The organism is Ruegeria sp. R14_0, from assembly GCF_017743975.1.
Lineage (GTDB): Bacteria > Pseudomonadota > Alphaproteobacteria > Rhodobacterales > Rhodobacteraceae > Ruegeria.
The window spans coordinates 242,472-260,369 of sequence record NZ_JAGHRC010000001.1 but is presented as its reverse complement, the minus strand read 5'-3'; the positions used below and the strand labels follow the sequence as shown (position 1 = coordinate 260,369).

Genomic DNA, 17,898 nt, shown 5'->3' with positions numbered 1-17,898 from the left:
CCGCACCAAATAGACGGGCCAAAGGGGAACCGTCGAGGACACTCATGACAGACACCAAACACGAAGCGGATGTGGCATTCATCAAGGCACTGGCCGAATTGCTGCGCGAAAACGACCTGACCGAGTTGCAGGTCAAGCGTGAATATGGCGAGGAAGACAGCCTGAATGTGCGCGTCAGCCGCATGTCGCAGGCCGCACCCGCTCCGGTTCAGGTCGCCGTTCCGGCGGCAGCAGCACCGGCACCCGCTGCAGCCCCTGCCGCAGCGGCCCCCGCCGAAGCACCCGCCGCGCAGGAAGATCCCGCCAGCCATCCGGGCGCCGTGACCTCACCCATGGTGGGCACCGTCTATATGCAGCCCGAACCGGGCGCGCCTGCCTTCATCAGCGTCGGCGCATCCGTTTCCGAAGGCGACACACTGCTGATCGTCGAAGCGATGAAGACCATGAACCACATCCACGCGCCCAAGTCGGGCACCATCAAGCGTGTTCTCGTGGGCGACGGCGACGCTGTGGAATTCGGCACCCCTCTGGTCATCATCGAGTAAGGCGCGCCCATGTTCGACAAGATCCTGATTGCCAACCGAGGCGAGATCGCCCTGCGCGTCATCCGCGCCGCGCGCGAGATGGGGATTGCGACGGTCGCCGTCCACTCCACCGCCGACAGCGACGCAATGCATGTGCGCATGGCGGATGAATCGGTCTGCATTGGCCCCCCGCCCAGCCCGCAGAGCTATCTGTCGGTTCCCGCGATCATCTCGGCCTGTGAAATCACCGGCGCGCAAGCGATCCACCCCGGCTACGGGTTCCTCTCGGAAAATGCTGAATTCGTGCAGATCGTCGAAGATCACGGCATCACTTTTATCGGCCCCACCGCCGAACATATCCGCGTCATGGGCGACAAGATCACCGCCAAGGACACGATGAAGGAATTGGGCGTGCCTTGCGTGCCGGGTTCTGATGGCGGTGTTCCCACGCTGGAAGACGCCAAGCGCATTGGTGAAGAATTCGGCTATCCCGTCATCATCAAAGCCACCGCCGGCGGCGGCGGTCGCGGCATGAAAGTTGCACAGACTGCTGATGAGATGGAAAGCGCATTCATGACCGCGCGTGCCGAGGGCAAAGCCGCCTTTGGCAATGACGAGGTCTATATCGAGAAATACCTGACCACGCCGCGCCATATCGAGATTCAGGTCTTTGGCGATGGCAAGGGTAAGGCCGTCCATCTGGGTGAACGCGATTGCTCGCTGCAACGTCGCCACCAGAAGGTTTTTGAAGAGGCCCCCGGCCCCTGCATAACCCCCGAAGAACGCGCCAAGATTGGTAAGATCTGCGCCGACGCGGTGGCGAAGATCAACTACATCGGCGCGGGGACCATCGAGTTCCTCTACGAGAACGGTGAGTTCTATTTCATCGAAATGAACACCCGCCTGCAGGTGGAACACCCGGTGACCGAAGGCATCTTTGGCGTTGATCTGGTGCGCGAACAAATCCGCGTAGCCGCTGGCGAGGACATGTCGTTCGGTCAGGACGATCTTGAGATCAACGGACATGCCATCGAAGTTCGGATTAACGCGGAAAAGCTGCCGAACTTCTCGCCCTGCCCCGGCAAGATCACCGCGTATCACGCGCCCGGCGGTCTGGGTGTACGGATGGATTCGGCGCTCTATGACGGGTATTCGATCCCGCCCTACTACGACTCGCTGATTGCCAAGCTGATCGTGCAGGGCCGCGACCGGGCTGAGGCTTTGGCACGTTTGGATCGCGCGTTGGGTGAGCTGATCGTGGACGGTATCGACACGACCGTTCCCCTGTTCCACGCGCTGTTGCAAGAGCCCGACATTCACAGCGGTGATTACAACATTCACTGGCTGGAACACTGGCTTGCGGCGAACATGGCTGAATAAAACCCAGGGACCAGAGTGCCTTTGCGCTCTGGTCTCAAGGTATCGCGCATGAGCCTGACCCCCGAACTATTGCTGCACGGATACTCGATCGGCATCTTCCCGATGGCCGAGCATCGGGATGATCCAGAATTGTTTTGGGTCGACCCCAAGTTTCGCGGCGTTTTCCCACTGGATGGCTTTCACATTTCGCGCAGCTTGGCACGCCGAATTCGCAAATGCGGCTTTACCATCAGCATCAACCGCGATTTTGTCGGGGTGGTCGACGGCTGCGCTGATCGTGCGGACACCTGGATCAATGCCGAGTTGCGTGACCTTTATCAGCAACTCTACCGGTCCGGCCACGCCCACTCACTTGAAGTTTGGGAAGAGGACGCATTGGTGGGCGGTGTCTATGGTGTCTCGCTGGGGGCCGCCTTTTTTGGCGAAAGCATGTTCTCTCGCCGAAAGGACGCCTCAAAAATTGCGCTGGCCTATCTGGTCGACCGCCTGCGCCAAACCGGTTTTCGCCTGTTTGACACCCAGTTTCTGACCGCACATCTGGCGTCATTAGGCGCGCTCGAGATCTCTCGCACGCAGTATCGGGTTGAGCTGGAAGAGGCGCTCAACGCGAGCGCCGATTTTGAGGCTGAGCTGCGTCAGTCCGCCGAAGGTGTGATACAGCGGATCACCCACACATCGTAACGTGCATGATCCAGCGCGTTCAGGGCTGGTGACGTGGCAATCATCCAGCCGTCAAACAGTTGATCTGTTTTGCCTTTTTCCCAAATTGTCAGGTAGGCAAAGGCATCTCCGGTCGGGTTGTCTGCTGGATAGCGGCAATCGCCAAGTGCCACGTCCAAGCCGAAAACCGGCTGCGTCTGGCCATTGCGCATCTCAACATCAACCGTTTGCCCGTTTACCTTGTCCAGCCCGCGCAGCATCGCTCCGGGACCGGAAGTCGCCTTTTGCTGAGCCGTGGCCGCCGTAGCAGCCAACACGGCGGCAATCAGTGCAAACCGTTTCATTCGCTCCCGTCTCCGGCAACGAATTTGACCAGAAGGGAGATCAGGCTGACCGCACCTTGCGTATCCTCAACCTGATCACCGGCTTCGAAATAGAACGGCGAGCCACCCGGCATGACCTCGACAAAGTTGCCGCCCAGCAGCCCTTCGGACGAGATAATAATCGCGCTGTCATCCGGGACCAATACGCCGTCAGAGATCGTAAAGGTTGTGTCCGCGCGATAGGTTTCCGGGTTCAGGGTCACGCCGGTAACGGTCCCGATCTTGACACCGGCCAGGCGAACATCCGTGCCCACGCCGACCCCTTCAAGGGACCGGAATGAGGCGCCAAGCTCATAACCGGAACCGTTTTGCGACAGGCCCGTGGACTGGCTGGCATATACGCCAAAAGCGATAGCGCAAGCCAGAACGGCCCCACCGACCAGAACTTCGGTTGCATTGTAGGTCGACATTGTGCGCCTCGTGTTATTCCGGGCTCCAGGCTTCGTAGTCTTTGCGCTCAACCGGATCCGGGCGGCGCAGAGACCCCGCCGGCGCATAGGCCAACGCGGTACCTGTCAGGTTTTCCTGATGGGGTTTTTCCCAGGATTTGTGCTTTAACGGCTTGTCCGTCGGCGGCTCATCCCAAGTGCGGTGCAGCCAGCCATGCCAATCAGGGTCGATGCGGCTGGCTTCGGCCTCACCGTTGAACATCACCCAGCGCTTGCTGTCATCGGCATTGCGATAGAACACGTTGCCTTCATCGTCTTCACCGACTTTGATCCCCTTGCGCGCAGTGAAAATCTGCGTGTTCAATGTGGACCCGTTCCACCAGGTTACGGCCCGCAAAAGATTGTTCAGGATTCCCATCGGCTGCCTCCGGCATTTCTGTACTTGCAGATATGGACCAAAGGCCGGCTAAGGTCCAGTGTCACAAGGAGCGCACCCCCTATTCCGGCAGAAAGGCGGTCACTTCGATTTCAATCCTAAATTTTGGGTCGATCAATCCGCATTCAATCATCGTTGCAACCGGAGGGTTCGCACCAAAAGTCTCGCTCAGGACAGGCCAGCACGCTTCGAATTCTGAACGATCCGGCAGCATATAGGTTACGCGCACCACATCCGCAAAGCTGGCACCGGCTTCAATCAACGCTTTTTCGATTGTGCTAAGCGCTGAACGGCATTGTTCGATGACATCTTGACCCTGGCCCACTGTACCCGCGACGTGGACCCAACCTCCGGCAACAACGGCGCGGCAATATCCGATTTTTGCTTCAAATTCACCGCCGGACGAAATGCGCTTGATCGCCATACTACTCCTCACAAGAAAACGGCGCGGTCAGTGCCGCGCCGTGTTTGGTAAATTGGTTGGACCTTAACCGGCCGAAGCTGATTCCGCTGCATCCGCGTATATGATCAGCGGTTGCTTGTCGGACGAGACAGCCTCTTCGTTCACCACAACCTCGGTCACGTTCTTCATGCCCGGCAGGTCGAACATGGTGTCCAGCAGGATGTCTTCGAGGATCGAACGCAGGCCACGTGCACCGGTTTTCCGCTCGATGGCCTTCTTGGCGATCGCTTTCAAAGCATCGTCGGTAAAGGCCAGTTCCGCATCTTCCAGTTCGAACAGACGCTGGTACTGCTTGACCAGGGCATTCTTGGGCTTGGTCAGGATCGTGACCAGAGCGTCTTCGTCCAGATCCTCAAGCGTTGCCAGAACCGGCAAACGGCCAACGAATTCGGGGATCAGACCAAATTTCAGCAGATCTTCGGGCTCGAGATCCTTAAAGATCTCACCTACACCGCGATCGTCATTGTCACGCACATCGGCACCAAAGCCCATGGCTGAGCCCTTGCCGCGCTGCGCGATGATCTTGTCCAGACCGGCAAAGGCACCACCGCAGATGAACAGGATGTTCGTGGTGTCCACCTGCAGGAATTCCTGCTGCGGGTGCTTGCGGCCACCCTGGGGCGGAACCGATGCCACGGTGCCTTCCATCAGCTTCAGCAGCGCCTGCTGTACGCCTTCACCCGACACGTCGCGCGTGATCGAGGGGTTTTCGGACTTACGCGTGATCTTGTCGACCTCGTCGATATAGACGATGCCGCGCTGTGCGCGTTCGACATTATATTCACTCGCCTGCAGCAGTTTGAGGATGATGTTCTCGACATCTTCGCCCACGTAACCGGCTTCGGTCAGCGTGGTTGCATCCGCCATGGTAAACGGCACATCCAGAATCCGTGCCAGCGTTTGCGCCAGCAAGGTCTTGCCGCAGCCGGTCGGGCCGATCAGCAGGATGTTGGACTTGGCCAGCTCGATATCGCTGCCCGCCTTCTGGGCGTGGTTCAGACGTTTGTAGTGGTTGTGCACCGCAACCGACAGAACCCGCTTGGCGGTGGCCTGACCGATGACGTAATCGTCCAGAACCTCGCAGATATCTTTGGGCGTGGGCACACCATCGCTGGACTTCAGCCCGCTGGCCTTGGTCTCTTCGCGGATGATGTCCATACACAGCTCGACGCATTCATCGCAGATGAAAACGGTCGGACCGGCAATCAGCTTGCGGACTTCATGCTGGCTCTTGCCGCAGAAGCTGCAGTAGAGCGTGTTTTTGCCGTCACCGCCTGAATTCGTCGCCATGATCTACCTTTCGGGCTTCGTCCCTGCGATCCGTATCGAACCGCGTATGCCACATGTTGGTGCAGCTTAGGCCACCACCGGGGCGGCTACAATCTCAAAAATGTTCCCCGCGCCGTTGACGCGGGGACTTAATCCTAGGCGTCATCACCGTCCATTTTGGCGCGGTTTTCGACGATTTCGTCGATATGACCCCAGTCCTTCGCTTCTTCCGGGCTCATGAAGTTGTCACGATCCAAGGCTTTTTCAACAGCTTTTTTGGTCTGGCCGGTATGACGCACATAGATGTCATAAAGGCGATCCTTCAACTTTTGCGTCTCGGCCGCGTGAATCATGATGTCGCTGGCCTGACCCTGATAACCGCCGCTGGGCTGGTGCACCATGATCCGGCTGTTGGGCAGCGAAAAGCGCATTCCCTTCTCGCCACCGGCCAGCAAAACCGACCCCATCGAGGCCGCCTGACCGATTACCAATGTGGAACATTTCGGCTTGATATACTGCATTGTATCGTAAATCGACAAACCGCTGGTGACGACACCACCGGGCGAGTTGATGTAGATCGAGATTTCCTTGTTCGGGTTCTCGGCCTCAAGATGCAGCAATTGCGCAACGACCAAATGGCTCATCCCGTCATGAATCGGACCGTTGATGAAAATGATCCGCTCTTTCAGAAGGCGCGAGAAAATGTCGTATGCCCGCTCACCCCGGCTGGTCTGCTCGACGACCATGGGAACGAGCGTATTCATATAGGTATCAACGGGATCGAACATGAGAACCTGCCTGCTTTGCTATGGATCGGGACACTACCCGAAGAAACGTTACCCGAGTCTTAGTGTCGGCACGGGGGGGCTGCAAGGGGTGCCGGAAATATCGCCGCTTATGCGTCATCAACGGGGCTCTGCGCAGTTGCTTCACAGTGTCGGTTTGACGTGTCTACAGGTAAGTTCCCCTTTATCCATCACAGCATTTTGATCCATGCATATAGAAATTCATGATCATAAAGTGTAGCAAAACGCACCGCGTCAAAGCGGACCACTCAGAAAAACCACCACGCGCCCGGCGTCGGGCCCGAAAGGAAAATAACAATGGCTCTGCCTCAGATTTCACAAAAAATGTCATCTGACGACTTCGATCGGATGGCTGGCAACGCAACCCGAGCATCGAATTTCCTCAAGGCAATCAGTCACGAAGGCCGTCTGATGATCCTGTGTCACCTGGTCTCTGGCGAGAAATCCGTAACCGAATTGGAAGATCTTCTGTCCGCCCGCCAGGCTGCTGTATCTCAGCAATTGTCGAGATTGCGCCTGGAAGGCCTTGTGATTCCCCGGCGCGAAGGCAAAGCGATTTATTATCGTCTGGCTGATGATCGCCCCCGCCGCATGTTGGAAGTGGTGTACGAGCTTTTTTGCAACGGCGAAAAAGGCTGACAGAAATCAGCCTGACTTTCCCGGATCAGTCAGGAGACCATGTTGTGCGCTCAGAGGTGCAGATAACGCATCCGGTGTGCGACCATCAGGCCGTTGTGACATTCGCTTGTTGCATGCGTGGATCACCATGGCAAAACACTGGTTACAGCCGAAGAAAGCTGTTACCCACGACTAACAAAAAACCAAATGGAGGTACCGATGATCCGTGCAATTCTGGTTGGCCTGGCTCTGATTTCTCTTGCAGCATGTGAAACTGCAAAGGGTGCCGGCAAGGACATCGAAAAGGCAGGCGACGCAATTCAAGACGCGGCAACCGACGTTCAACAGAACATCTGACCTTCCGCATTTAGGGATCAAATCACCGCTGGCCACAAGATGTGGTTGAGATATGACCCTGTTCAGGGTACACTGTTCCCTACAGGTGCATAGACGCGGTATTGCATTTCTGACACGACCTCGGGGTTCTTGTGGCAACACAAGAACCCCGTTCCCGTTTAAGTCGAGGGCAAAGTGGCAGGCCAAGTATTCCAGAAAAGGAAAAGGCGTCAGGTGCGCAGACGCGGTCCATGCATGTACCCTCGCGGATACTCCTGACGCCTTGCCGGGTCGACACGCCCGAGGGACGCCCCGATCCAGTTGCCCTAGTCCCGCAGGGGACCTTGGCAGCTGCACGACACCGCAAGGTGCCCTGCAACACGCATCAACCTTCTGAGAGTCTGATCAACGGGGCTGAGTCTGACACCCAAACCAACTGACCATCCACCGGTAAGTCTTTTCAGATAAAGCAAAATCCTAAGATCCGCTTTGTCTGTCTTGACCCCCTTGGTCTTTGCGTCCCGCCCAGGTTCCTAAGAACTTGTGCGGTGATTAAACTGTTACATTGAGGCCCGCATCCGGCAAGAAAATAGCACTGCAGCATGAAAATTAGACGGGGATAACGTGTTGATATCCGCCGGGAGGATTTTGTGGATAACTCGGGAAACTCAACATCGGGGCGGCCTTGTCGCGGGAAAAGGCTGCAACCGTTCAAATGACCCGGTTTTGGGTCTTTTTCTGCACCTGCAAAGGCCCGGCAAGCCGAACTTGGCGTGATTGAACCAGCGAAACCGGTCGAATCAACACAACAGCACCGGGGTCGGACGGCACATCTGCGCTGGCAGATTCACGCCGTCTGACCCGTCTCCTCCCTGAAGAGACCTGCGTTTCAATCCTGAGAAGCGTTCCGACCCGACCGGGATTACTTTTTACGCGCCGCAACACGGATGCAGCCAGTACCCCCTACAGCCGGACCGGGCCGGAACCGCTTCAGTTCACCTGACGTTCCAGAACGGTGCTGTAGGTCGTTCCGGTCCGCAGGCTACGGAAATCTGCATAGATCTTCCCGTCTTCGTACCGCGCATCAATCAGCGCGTTGACACCGATCGAAGGTTCGGTCGAGCTTTCGACGATCCCAATCCGGCCCGAGCCATCCTGGCTGAGCGAACCGGTGGCCTCGTACATGGTCCAGTTGTCGGTGGCATTGCGGCGCCACTTGCTGGGCCCCCAGAACACGTTGTCATGCTGGGTCTGGATTTCGAGCACCCATTCCGACTGATTGAACCGAGGCGCAGCCCCCGTGGCCGCATTCGACGGAGAGACCGTCGTCTGGCTGGCTGTCCAAATCCCACGCAGATCAGGCGTGTCGGCCATCGCAGCGGTGGCCAGTGTGAGGCTCGTGGCCAGAGCGGCTGCTCCGGCAGTCATAAATCTGGTCATGGTCTCTCCTCCTGAATGCGACCCTTCGAGGTTCAAACGCGAACATCTCTGTTGTGGGCTACAGATTGGGAGGAGGTTGCGGGCTTACAAGTTCCCTAAGGGAAACTTCATGAAGGGTTTAGATAGGCGTTAGACAACGCAGCCGACTAGCGCTTGACCCGACAGTCGTTCAACAAAACTAAGGGCAGCGCCGGCCCGAGGGGGGGCGCAAACGCGCCGCCCTATGGGGGCGGGTCGGCGCGGCCCGGCGGTGCCGCCGGGCTACTTCGGAGGAATATTCAGAGCTGTGCCACTCTTAAAGCAATCTAAGTGTCGGGACTTGAAAGAGCTATGCTTCGATTTGCATCCAACGATACAACGGAACCAAAAGCCCTAGTTACTCCATCTATGAACGTTGAGTTGTCTCGGGCTTCTCGAAAAACGTTCCATGTAAATACGTCGGGATATTCCAACGATTGTTCGCCAACGGTCGCCGCTGCTACTACTTTGTCATCAATACCTTCATACTCCCTCCTGAGGCATGCAAGGACAAGTTCGACCAGCGCAGATTTCATTGACCAATCTCTCTGTGACAGACATTTCTCAACTCCCTCAATCCTTTCGCGATCTTCCAACGACTCATCGAAGGCATAGGTTTGAGCTTGGTTTATTATTAGGTATGCGTGTACGACGTTATGCGGCCGGTTTGATTTCCGCTCCAGCGAAAACTTGGAAATTCGACGCGCCATCTTGGTCAAATCATTTTCAAGAAATGTGTGTGAAGCGTTCAAGACGGCAGAGTCTGATCCTTCTGTATCGCGGAGCAACTTTTGCCATAAAAGATGGAGCGAAAAGAAGCCTACTTGGTAGATTCTTGCAGTGGCGCGCCTCAAGTACTTTCGTGAAATCGTAACGTTCTCACCCAATTTCGGCAACGTTTCAATATCACAACCAGCTTCTAAGCAAATCCTAAGATATCTCTTATTCACTTTTGCCCCAGCATGGGTAATCAGATGCCGTCTTTGGCAGACCTCAACAAACTCAGAAATTAGTTTCTTATCAGACAACAGATTTACGCCAAATTTTTTACCTATGAAATCAAGTACTTCAATATGTGATTTTCCGTGAAGGATGTCATCCAGTGCCTGTTGCAGTTTTGCGTACCGAAGTTCTTCGATAGAGTCGTAATCTGTCAACTCTGCTTCCGTGACAACAAATTCATCACCGAGAAACGCGGTCGGTCTTACTTTTGCTAAAATTGCCAACAACTCTACCCAAAAAGCCTCATACTCTGAGACCAAAGAACCTAGCGCAGATCTTTTTAGGGTTTCGGCGGTTTTTAGTAGCTGGCTAATTTTACCAAGAGTTTTGGAGAACAGCTCCAACTCCCTGAAAGGAACATCATACTGCTGTACAGTAAGACCATCTTCCTGTTCTGAGGACTTTAGAGTACCATGTTCTCCGAGAAAATCCTGTGTCTTTTGCTCGAAATCTCGGTCGGCATAAAAGTATCCGATTTCAGACAAGAAAGGCACTACTTCAAAGAAACTTACAGACGTTGTTGTCCAATTGTCTGAGAGTTTCCTAAACTCGCCCGGAAGGGTTTTGCCCGAACTGGGCTCTCCGTCGTCGTCCGCAAAGTCAATTTTGCATTGAAAGCTTTCGCCTTCTTTGCGTTTAATTGTAACCGTAAAGCTTTCTTCTTGCTTCATAATATCCCTCATTTCTAGAGAGAGAATACGCGGTCAACTGTCCATCTTCAACGCAGAGATGAATGCCTCCTGCGGGATATCCACCTTTCCGAACTGGCGCATCTTCTTCTTACCCGCTTTCTGCTTGTCCAGCAGTTTCCGCTTCCGCGTGGCGTCGCCTCCGTAGCATTTCGCGGTCACGTCTTTGCGTAAGGCGGACAGGGTCTCGCGGGCGATGACCTTGCCTCCGATGGCGGCCTGGATCGGGATTTTGAACATATGGCGCGGGATCAGGTCCTTGAGCTTTTCGCACATCGCCCGGCCCCGCATCTCGGCCCGGTCGCGGTGAACCATGGTTGACAGCGCGTCGACGGGTTCGTCATTCACCAGCACCGACATTTTGACCAGATTATCCTCGGTATAGCCGGTCATCTGATAGTCGAACGAGGCATAGCCCTTGGTCACCGATTTCAGGCGGTCGTAGAAGTCAAAGACGACCTCGTTCAGCGGCAGGTCATAGACGACCATGGCGCGGGTGCCCGCATAGGTCAGGTCCAGCTGAATGCCGCGGCGGTCCTGGCAGAGTTTCAGCACGTCGCCGAGGTATTCGTCGGGCACCAGAATGGTCGCCTTGATACGCGGCTCCTCGATATGATCGACCTTGGACGGGTCGGGCATGTCGGCGGGGTTGTGCAGCTCGATCATTTCGCCGTCTTTCATGTAGACGTGATAGATCACCGACGGCGCGGTCGTGATGAGCTCGATATCATATTCGCGTTCGATGCGGTCGCGGATGACCTCTAGGTGCAACAGACCGAGGAAGCCGCAGCGGAAGCCAAAGCCCAGCGCGGCCGAGGTTTCCATTTCAAAGCTGAAGCTGGCGTCGTTCAACGCCAGTTTGTCGATCGCCTCACGAAGGTCTTCGAATTCGGAGCTGTCGACGGGGAAGAGGCCACAGAACACCACCGGCTGCGCGGGCTTAAAGCCGTCCAGCGCGTCCTCGGTGCCGTTGCGGTCATTGGTGATGGTGTCGCCGACGCGGGTGTCGCGGACCTGTTTGATCGAAGCGGTCAGAAAGCCGATCTCACCGGGGCCGAGGCTGTCGACCATCTCCATCTCAGGCCGGAAGACACCGACGCGGTCCACATGGTGCAGGGTGTTGTTCGACATGAACTTGACCCGCATCCCCTTTTTCAGCGTGCCGTCCATGATGCGGACCAGGACGATGACGCCGAGATAAGCGTCGTACCACGAATCCACCAGCATCGCCTTGAGCGGCGCGTCCAGAGTGCCCTGCGGTGCCGGTAGTTGCTGTACGATGGCTTCAAGCGTTTCGTGGATGCCCTGCCCCGTCTTGGCGCTGACCTGAATGGCATCGGTCGCGTCGATGCCGATCACATCCTCGATCTGTTCGGCCACGCGGTCACAATCGGACGCGGGCAGGTCGATCTTGTTGAGCACCGGAACGATCTCATGATCGGCGTCAATGGCTTGGTACACGTTCGCCAGCGTCTGCGCCTCGACCCCTTGGGTCGAGTCCACGACCAACAGAGAGCCTTCGACCGCGCGCATCGACCGGCTGACCTCATAGGCAAAGTCCACATGGCCCGGGGTGTCGATCAGGTTCAGCACGTATTGCTCACCATCATCCGCCGTATAGTCGATGCGGACCGTGTTGGCCTTGATGGTGATGCCACGCTCGCGTTCAATATCCATGCTGTCGAGCAGCTGTTCCTTCATGTCGCGATCCTTGACGGTTCCGGTCTCTTGGATGAGCCGGTCAGCAAGGGTGGATTTGCCATGGTCGATATGCGCGACGATGGAGAAATTGCGGATATGAGCGAGGTCTGTCATGGAACGGGATATGTCCGTAGATTGGGGCCTCGTCAAGCGGTGAAGCGTTGCAGAAAAGGCCGCAATGTTGTCTTTCTGCCCTGTCGCATTTACCCAAAATCAGCCAATGGGTAGGATGATGGCACTGAATGGCCCAAGCACAAACAAGAAAGCAGGGTAATCCTTGGCCAACTATTCGATCTTTGTTCTGGGGGAAAGCCAGCTTTCCATCTCGGTCCCGCAGGGGTTAGACGGCCTCAATCAGGGGACTGGCATTCACCTGATCGGGCAAACCATCACGATTGATACGCGCGCGGCGACGGAAGTCTTCGTATCTGACAGTGGCAATGACACCGACTTTCGCGACAACGACGGTAATCAGCGTCTGGACGGCGACCAAACAATTGACGGCGTGACTTACGCCGACGGAACGCGGGTCGAGGCCGAGTACGGGATCACGCTGACAGATGGTGTGAACACGTGGCAGGCCATTGCGTTCAACGTGAACAACTCGTCTCCAGCCTTCGGCACCGTTGAAGGGATCGCCTTTATAGGCGGTCCGGGCGAGTTTCCTCCGGCGGGCGTCCCGCTAACCGTGGTCAGCACGCAAGAAGGTCCGAATTTCGACTCGAGCGAATACGTCACGCCAATCTGTTACAGCGCCGGAACGCTCATCGCGACTGAGAAGGGCAATGTCCCAATCGAAACAATCCGACCCGGTGATTTGGTGCAGACACAGGATCATGGCTGCCTTCCCGTCCAATGGGTTGGATCTCAGGACGTGATTGCCGCCGGGCGGTTCAGGATGGTTGAAGTTCCGGCCGGCATCCTGTCGACGTTCGCGCGACTAAACGTGTCGCAACAGCACAGAGTCCTGATCTCACATCCTCTGTCAGATCTGTTTTTTGCCGAGTCAGAGGTTTTTGTGCCGGCGATCAGCCTTGTTGATGTTGGCCTAGCGACGCTGTCCAAGGCAAAAACCGCGCGGTATTGCCACCTTCTGCTGAAACATCACAGCGTGATCCGGGCAAACGGCGCTGCATCCGAGAGCCTTTTGGCCGCACCAATGCTGAATTCCGACGACCCGGATTGCCTGTTCTTCCCAGACCTCGCCACCTATCCGGCCAACAGGATGCGGACCTCCCGTCCCGCCCTAAAACGCAATGAGGCCGTGCTGTTACTTCGGAGTATCTTGGCCATTGATCCAAAGAACCGTTTGATTCATACTCCCGCGCAAGCCGAGAGGGACGTCAGATCCCTCCGGGCAGGCAAAAACGAGGCATGAGCATGAAAAAGTTCCTCTTAATCGCATTCTGTGCCACGTCGCTGACGGCGGTGGCTCCGGTCGTAGAAGCGGCGCAGATCAAACGGGCGTGTTTGGCATCAGACCGGTCGGCGGCCACGCGGGATCGGTGTAACTGCATTCAGCGGGTGGCCAATCAGGCCCTGACCCGCAGCGATCAGAAGACCGTCGCAAAATGGTTCAATGACCCCCATCAGGCGCAAGAGCTGAAGATGTCGAAAACCGCGCGCGATGACGCGTTGTGGGATCGGTACCGGAACTTTGGCCAGATGGCACAGGCGATCTGCAGCTAACCCTTTCTGAACGCTTGACCTGATCCTCACTGCGCCCCAGAAAGGCGCAGCGAAAGGTGTGTTCCATGGTTTTGAAAGGGGTGACCCTGCGCGGGCTCGAAGTGTTCGAGGCCCTCGCTAGGACGGGATCGGTGGCGCAAGCTGCTGAGATCACGGGGCTTAGTCAGCCTTCGGTCAGCCAACAATTGCGCAATCTGGAAAAGGCCGTGGGCACCGATCTGGTGGATCACGGGCGACGCCCGATGCGCTTGACGCAGGCCGGGCGCAGCTTTCTGACACGCGCGCAGGCGGTGTTGTCCGAGCTCCAAATGGCTCAAAGCGAGCTGACAGTGATGGAGCTGGGCCACCTTGCCACTCTGTCCATTGGCCTGATTGACGATTTCGACAACGACCTCACGCCGCGTCTGGCCACTTTATTGGCTGAAAGCCTGACCCGGTCGAAGTTCAAGCTGATCACCCTGCCCAGCCTAGACCTGTTCGAAGAGCTCGAGGCACAACGGCTTCAACTGGTCGTCTCAGCCCATAGCGGCGAGGTGCTGGAAAACGTGGTCGAGTACCCGTTGGTACGCGATCCGTTCATACTGGTGACCCCCAAAAGGGCCGAAAACGCGATGGAGGATCTGCCCTTCCTGCGGTACGCCCGCGAGCAATTGATCAGCCGTCAAATCGAAGCTCACCTGGCCCGGCACCAGCTGGACTTTGAAGAGCGGTTCGAAATCGGTTCGCACCTGGCGCTGATGGCAATGGTCGCCCGCGGCCTTGGCTGGGCGATCACCACGCCACTGGGCTACATGCGCGCTACGCGGTTTCACGACGCGCTCGAGGCGCACCCGGCACCGATCGGAGATGTCTCGCGCACGATTTCGCTGTTCACCCGTACCGACTGGTCCGATCAGGTTCCGCAAGAAGTCGCTGGCATGATGCGTCGCCTCATGGGTAGCCAAATTGTGGACCCGGCTCTTGCACAATTGCCATGGCTGAACAATCGCTTGAAGCTTATGAACTAGCCGCGCAAATGGGCGTCTAACCCCTCAACCGCGATCTCAATCAGGTCCAGCGCCCCGTCAAAGTCCCGGGTATAGTACGGGTCGGGCACATGGTCCGCGCCTGACTGTGGCGCAAAATCCGTCATCAAACTTACTGGGGTTTGGTTGCCTGCGGGCCGCAGCGCTTCAATATCTGCGATGTTGTCGGCATCCATTCCAATGATCAGATCGAACCGGTTGAAATCTGCGGCCACGAATTGGCGCGCGCGCAAATCGTCCAGCCTGATCCCGCGCGCCAGCGCCGCCTTTTGCATCGGACCATATGGCGGGTCACCAATGTGCCAGCCGGACGTGCCTGCGCTGTCGATGGTGTGATGCGGTGCGCGTGCGCGAAAGACGCCCTCGGCAGCAGGTGAACGGCAGATATTGCCCAGACAGACGAACAGGATACGGTGGGTCATAGGACAGGGTGTAACGCGAAGGGCCAAGATGGAAAAGATCGTCATACTGACAGGGGCCGGAATTTCCGCCGAAAGTGGGCTGGGCACATTCCGGGACGAAGGCGGCCTTTGGGCTCAGCACCGGATTGAAGACGTCGCCACGCCCGAAGGCTTTGCCCGCGATCCCGCCTTGGTGCATGGGTTCTACAATGCACGTCGGGTTCAGGCGGCCAAAGCCGAACCCAACGCAGCGCATGCCGCACTCGCCCGGCTGCAACGTGATTGGCCCGGCGAAGTCATCCTGGTCACGCAAAACGTCGACAGCCTGCACGAAGCGGGCGGCGCGCAGAACGTCATTCACATGCATGGAACACTGGCCGGGGCTCTCTGCGCGGCTTGCGGCCACCGCTGGGCCGCACCGCCTGAGATGACAGTCGGGCAGCCCTGCCCCGCCTGCGCCGCCCCAACTGCGCGTCCGGATGTGGTCTGGTTTGGCGAGATGCCTTATCACATGGATACCATCTATGATCATTTGTCAGGGGTGGGGATCTTTGCCGCGATCGGCACCTCGGGTCAGGTTTATCCCGCCGCCGCCTTCGTGCATGGGGCCGCGATGGCCGGAGCCAGAACCGTTGAGTTGAACCTCGACCCGTCTTCTGGCGCGTCCAGCTTTGATCAGGTCATTCTGGGACCCGCAACAGAAACCGTACCAGCATGGGTCGATCAGTTGCTGGCTGGTCGATAGACCAAAATCTAAAACACCTTGCACGGTTTCTCGTTTATACTGACGGCAAAACAGGAGCTTCCGATGACAGATCCCCAAACTCCAGAAGGTGAAATCCTCGACGACGACAGCCTCGATGGCCGGGACGCACTGAGCAATCAGCTGGCCGATCTTTGGTGGACCTTCCTGGTGCGCGGCATCCTGGCCGGGGCGCTTGGGATTGCGGCACTGTTCTGGCCCACTGGCAGTATCGCAATGCTGCTAAGGCTGGTTGGCGTCTTGCTGCTTTTGGACGGGGCACTAACCTTGCTGGGGTTCGGCCGGCGAGGCCTGATCGGCGGCTTCGGCATCGGGGCAGTGCTGATCGGACTTATCCTTTTGATCTGGCCCGAAGGTGTCGCACGACTGGCGTTCTTCTTACTCGGGGCCTGGGCACTGATTGTCGGCATCGGCTCTTTGATGGCATGGCGTCAATTGCCTGAGGCACACCCGGATGCCGCGACGATGCGGAATTCCGGGCTGATTACGCTGCTTATTGGCCTTGCGTTATTGTTTTGGCCGGTCAGCGGGATGGTGGCGCTGGGTTGGGCGATTGCCTTCTCAGCACTGTGTTTTGCTGCAGTGATGTTCTGGCTTGCTGTGCGCTTCAAGCGCGCCCATGACCGCATCGCGATGCGGGTCGTCCATCGTTGACCCCTGCCCCGTAACGCCATCAGGCCGGGACACCCCGGCCTGACGCATGGATGACGGCCGCAACGCGGCCCGAAGACAGGCGTTGCCTCAGTTCGAATGCGAGTGCGAATGGTCGCCGTGACCACCCGCATCCTTGCGCTCCAGGTCAACGGGTATCTCGATCTGAACTTCGCCGGCCTTCTCAAAGATCAGCGTCACAGGGACCATCGCGCCTTGTTCGAACGGAGCCGTCAGCCCCATGAACATCACGTGGTCACCCCCACGCTTCAACATGTGCGCCTCGCCGGCCGGAATGGCAAAGCCTTCCTCGACCTCCATCATCTTGGCGACACCATTGTCATCAACGATATGCGTGTGCAGCTCGACTCGCGCGGCCGCATCGGATTTCACTCCGATCAATCTGTCATCAACCTGGCCGGTGTTCTGGACCATCATGAACGCCGCGCCTGCCTTCGCCGTTTTCCCCGACGACCGGGCATAGGCGTCATTGACGGAAATTGTGTCCTGCGCATAAGCGGCAGTTGCGAGGGTTGCGGCAGCCAGCGTGGCTAGCAATTTGGATGTGAGGGACATAGCGCCTCTCCTGAATATAAGTGTTTGGTGTTTTAGGGAATTTGGTCAAACACTTACAGGCGGCGCACGCGCAGGCTGCGCGGGAAGAGGCAAAGCAATCAGGCTGCCACCTGCGCGCAACGGCTCAGGGCGATCAACGTCCGGCGCATCCGGCACCGATAGCTCTGTGATTGCTACCGCACCCAACAGAGTCAAAGCATAGTCCGGGCAGAGATGTGGAGCCTGGGTCGGCTGCCCATCGGCATCCACATAGACCACAACAGGTCCCGATCCGGTACACAGCACCATATGGCCCACGGCCCGGTCCATGCCGCGCGACGCCGCAATACTCTGGCCTGTCAGCACGACAAGCAACGAGACCACTATGGGCAAGCATCTGTTGAAAACGGGTTTCATCCTGATGCTGATATAGGCCTGAGACGAAGCGGGCTTCAAGCGCATTCGGATACGCCTGAAGCCCTGGGTCGGGAGGAAAGTGTCAGCGATCCGGTTCAGGACGTTTGACAGACCCTTTTGTGAGGCTTGTGTGCAGCCGATTCACCCGACGCTGCATCCTAAGACATGCCCCAACAGACTTGCTGAAAAAGTCAGCCAACAGGGAGAAGGAGTTAAATGACTTGAAAGACATGAGGTTCTACTCCGTCAGATGAATATGCCTAAACATAAGTCGACCGGAGCA

At 57.2% G+C, this 17,898-nt stretch carries 22 protein-coding genes; 10 read left to right on the top strand and 12 right to left on the bottom strand.

All coding sequences use genetic code 11. From position 1 onward, the window contains the following. Positions 1-44: 44 nt before the first annotated feature. The 3 genes from accB to aat are packed head-to-tail and all read left to right on the top strand — an operon-like array spanning position 45 to position 2,585. On the top strand, positions 45-545 hold the full coding sequence (gene accB / locus J7416_RS01255) for an acetyl-CoA carboxylase biotin carboxyl carrier protein (protein ID WP_209222321.1): 501 nt from the start codon (positions 45-47) through the stop codon (positions 543-545). 9 nt (positions 546-554) lie between these two features. Continuing rightward, complete coding sequence (gene accC, locus J7416_RS01250; RefSeq protein WP_209222319.1) at positions 555-1,904, top strand: acetyl-CoA carboxylase biotin carboxylase subunit; 1,350 nt, start codon at positions 555-557, stop codon at positions 1,902-1,904. A 48-nt stretch (positions 1,905-1,952) separates the two neighbouring features. Further along, complete coding sequence (gene aat / locus J7416_RS01245; RefSeq protein WP_209222316.1) at positions 1,953-2,585, top strand: leucyl/phenylalanyl-tRNA--protein transferase; 633 nt, start codon at positions 1,953-1,955, stop codon at positions 2,583-2,585. Here the strand turns inward: aat and J7416_RS01240 are convergent. From J7416_RS01240 to J7416_RS01215, 6 genes are all read right to left on the bottom strand, one after another. Continuing rightward, on the bottom strand, positions 2,540-2,908 hold the full coding sequence (locus tag J7416_RS01240) for a DUF2155 domain-containing protein (protein ID WP_209222314.1): 369 nt from the start codon (positions 2,906-2,908) through the stop codon (positions 2,540-2,542). The two genes, aat and J7416_RS01240, sit on opposite strands and share 46 nt — an antisense overlap. Next, positions 2,905-3,357 (bottom strand): outer membrane lipid asymmetry maintenance protein MlaD, encoded by a 453-nt coding sequence (mlaD, locus tag J7416_RS01235; protein WP_209222312.1) that lies wholly within the window; start codon positions 3,355-3,357, stop codon positions 2,905-2,907. Before mlaD ends, J7416_RS01240 begins: the two co-directional genes overlap by 4 nt. Positions 3,358-3,370: 13 nt before the next feature. Beyond that, complete coding sequence (locus tag J7416_RS01230) at positions 3,371-3,754, bottom strand: NADH:ubiquinone oxidoreductase subunit NDUFA12 (protein WP_209222310.1); 384 nt, start codon at positions 3,752-3,754, stop codon at positions 3,371-3,373. Between the two features lie 79 nt (positions 3,755-3,833). Further along, on the bottom strand, positions 3,834-4,196 hold the full coding sequence (locus tag J7416_RS01225) for a RidA family protein (RefSeq protein ID WP_209222308.1): 363 nt from the start codon (positions 4,194-4,196) through the stop codon (positions 3,834-3,836). A 63-nt stretch (positions 4,197-4,259) separates the two neighbouring features. Continuing rightward, positions 4,260-5,525, bottom strand: coding sequence for an ATP-dependent Clp protease ATP-binding subunit ClpX (clpX, locus tag J7416_RS01220; protein ID WP_209222307.1), 1,266 nt, complete (start codon positions 5,523-5,525; stop codon positions 4,260-4,262). Positions 5,526-5,659: 134 nt separating this feature from the next. Further along, positions 5,660-6,292, bottom strand: a complete 633-nt coding sequence (locus J7416_RS01215; protein ID WP_170426621.1) for an ATP-dependent Clp protease proteolytic subunit — start codon at positions 6,290-6,292, stop codon at positions 5,660-5,662. A 315-nt stretch (positions 6,293-6,607) separates the two neighbouring features. Between J7416_RS01215 and J7416_RS01210 the strand changes: the two genes are divergently transcribed. Further along, the gene (locus tag J7416_RS01210) at positions 6,608-6,949 is read left to right on the top strand and encodes a metalloregulator ArsR/SmtB family transcription factor (protein ID WP_209222305.1); all 342 of its coding nucleotides are present in this window, start codon (positions 6,608-6,610) and stop codon (positions 6,947-6,949) included. A gap of 198 nt (positions 6,950-7,147) precedes the next feature. Continuing rightward, positions 7,148-7,285 (top strand): entericidin A/B family lipoprotein, encoded by a 138-nt coding sequence (locus J7416_RS01205; protein WP_209222303.1) that lies wholly within the window; start codon positions 7,148-7,150, stop codon positions 7,283-7,285. Between the two features lie 969 nt (positions 7,286-8,254). Here the strand turns inward: J7416_RS01205 and J7416_RS01200 are convergent. From J7416_RS01200 to lepA, 3 genes are all read right to left on the bottom strand, one after another. Further along, complete coding sequence (locus tag J7416_RS01200) at positions 8,255-8,704, bottom strand: hypothetical protein (RefSeq protein WP_209222301.1); 450 nt, start codon at positions 8,702-8,704, stop codon at positions 8,255-8,257. A gap of 305 nt (positions 8,705-9,009) precedes the next feature. Further along, positions 9,010-10,395 (bottom strand): hypothetical protein, encoded by a 1,386-nt coding sequence (locus tag J7416_RS01195; RefSeq protein ID WP_209222300.1) that lies wholly within the window; start codon positions 10,393-10,395, stop codon positions 9,010-9,012. A gap of 33 nt (positions 10,396-10,428) precedes the next feature. After that, complete coding sequence (lepA, locus tag J7416_RS01190; RefSeq protein WP_209222297.1) at positions 10,429-12,228, bottom strand: translation elongation factor 4; 1,800 nt, start codon at positions 12,226-12,228, stop codon at positions 10,429-10,431. A 163-nt stretch (positions 12,229-12,391) separates the two neighbouring features. On the opposite strand from lepA, the gene J7416_RS01185 reads away from it, so the two are divergent. The 3 genes from J7416_RS01185 to J7416_RS01175 all read left to right on the top strand — a co-directional run bounded on the left by J7416_RS01185 (position 12,392) and on the right by J7416_RS01175 (position 14,810). Continuing rightward, the gene (locus J7416_RS01185; RefSeq protein ID WP_209222295.1) at positions 12,392-13,492 is read left to right on the top strand and encodes a Hint domain-containing protein; all 1,101 of its coding nucleotides are present in this window, start codon (positions 12,392-12,394) and stop codon (positions 13,490-13,492) included. A gap of 2 nt (positions 13,493-13,494) precedes the next feature. Continuing rightward, the gene (locus J7416_RS01180) at positions 13,495-13,803 is read left to right on the top strand and encodes a hypothetical protein (RefSeq protein ID WP_209222293.1); all 309 of its coding nucleotides are present in this window, start codon (positions 13,495-13,497) and stop codon (positions 13,801-13,803) included. Positions 13,804-13,868: 65 nt separating this feature from the next. Then, positions 13,869-14,810, top strand: coding sequence for a LysR family transcriptional regulator (locus J7416_RS01175; protein WP_209222291.1), 942 nt, complete (start codon positions 13,869-13,871; stop codon positions 14,808-14,810). On the opposite strand, the gene J7416_RS01170 is transcribed toward J7416_RS01175, so the two are convergent. After that, positions 14,807-15,250, bottom strand: coding sequence for a low molecular weight protein-tyrosine-phosphatase (locus J7416_RS01170; protein ID WP_209222289.1), 444 nt, complete (start codon positions 15,248-15,250; stop codon positions 14,807-14,809). The two genes, J7416_RS01175 and J7416_RS01170, sit on opposite strands and share 4 nt — an antisense overlap. A gap of 28 nt (positions 15,251-15,278) precedes the next feature. On the opposite strand from J7416_RS01170, the gene J7416_RS01165 reads away from it, so the two are divergent. Both J7416_RS01165 and J7416_RS01160 read left to right on the top strand, forming a co-directional pair. Next, positions 15,279-15,974 (top strand): NAD-dependent deacylase, encoded by a 696-nt coding sequence (locus J7416_RS01165; RefSeq protein WP_209222287.1) that lies wholly within the window; start codon positions 15,279-15,281, stop codon positions 15,972-15,974. 63 nt (positions 15,975-16,037) lie between these two features. Then, the gene (locus J7416_RS01160) at positions 16,038-16,646 is read left to right on the top strand and encodes a DUF308 domain-containing protein (RefSeq protein WP_209222285.1); all 609 of its coding nucleotides are present in this window, start codon (positions 16,038-16,040) and stop codon (positions 16,644-16,646) included. 87 nt (positions 16,647-16,733) lie between these two features. Here J7416_RS01160 and J7416_RS01155 read toward each other — a convergent pair whose 3' ends face one another. Together J7416_RS01155 and J7416_RS01150 are read right to left on the bottom strand one after the other, a co-directional pair. Beyond that, positions 16,734-17,219: a copper chaperone PCu(A)C gene (locus J7416_RS01155; protein WP_209222283.1), complete on the bottom strand. Its 486-nt coding sequence runs from the start codon at positions 17,217-17,219 to the stop codon at positions 16,734-16,736. A gap of 45 nt (positions 17,220-17,264) precedes the next feature. Then, positions 17,265-17,660 carry a hypothetical protein gene (locus J7416_RS01150; RefSeq protein WP_247744073.1) on the bottom strand — a complete coding sequence of 132 codons (396 nt, stop codon included), beginning with the start codon at positions 17,658-17,660 and terminating at the stop codon, positions 17,265-17,267. Positions 17,661-17,898: the final 238 nt, after the last annotated feature.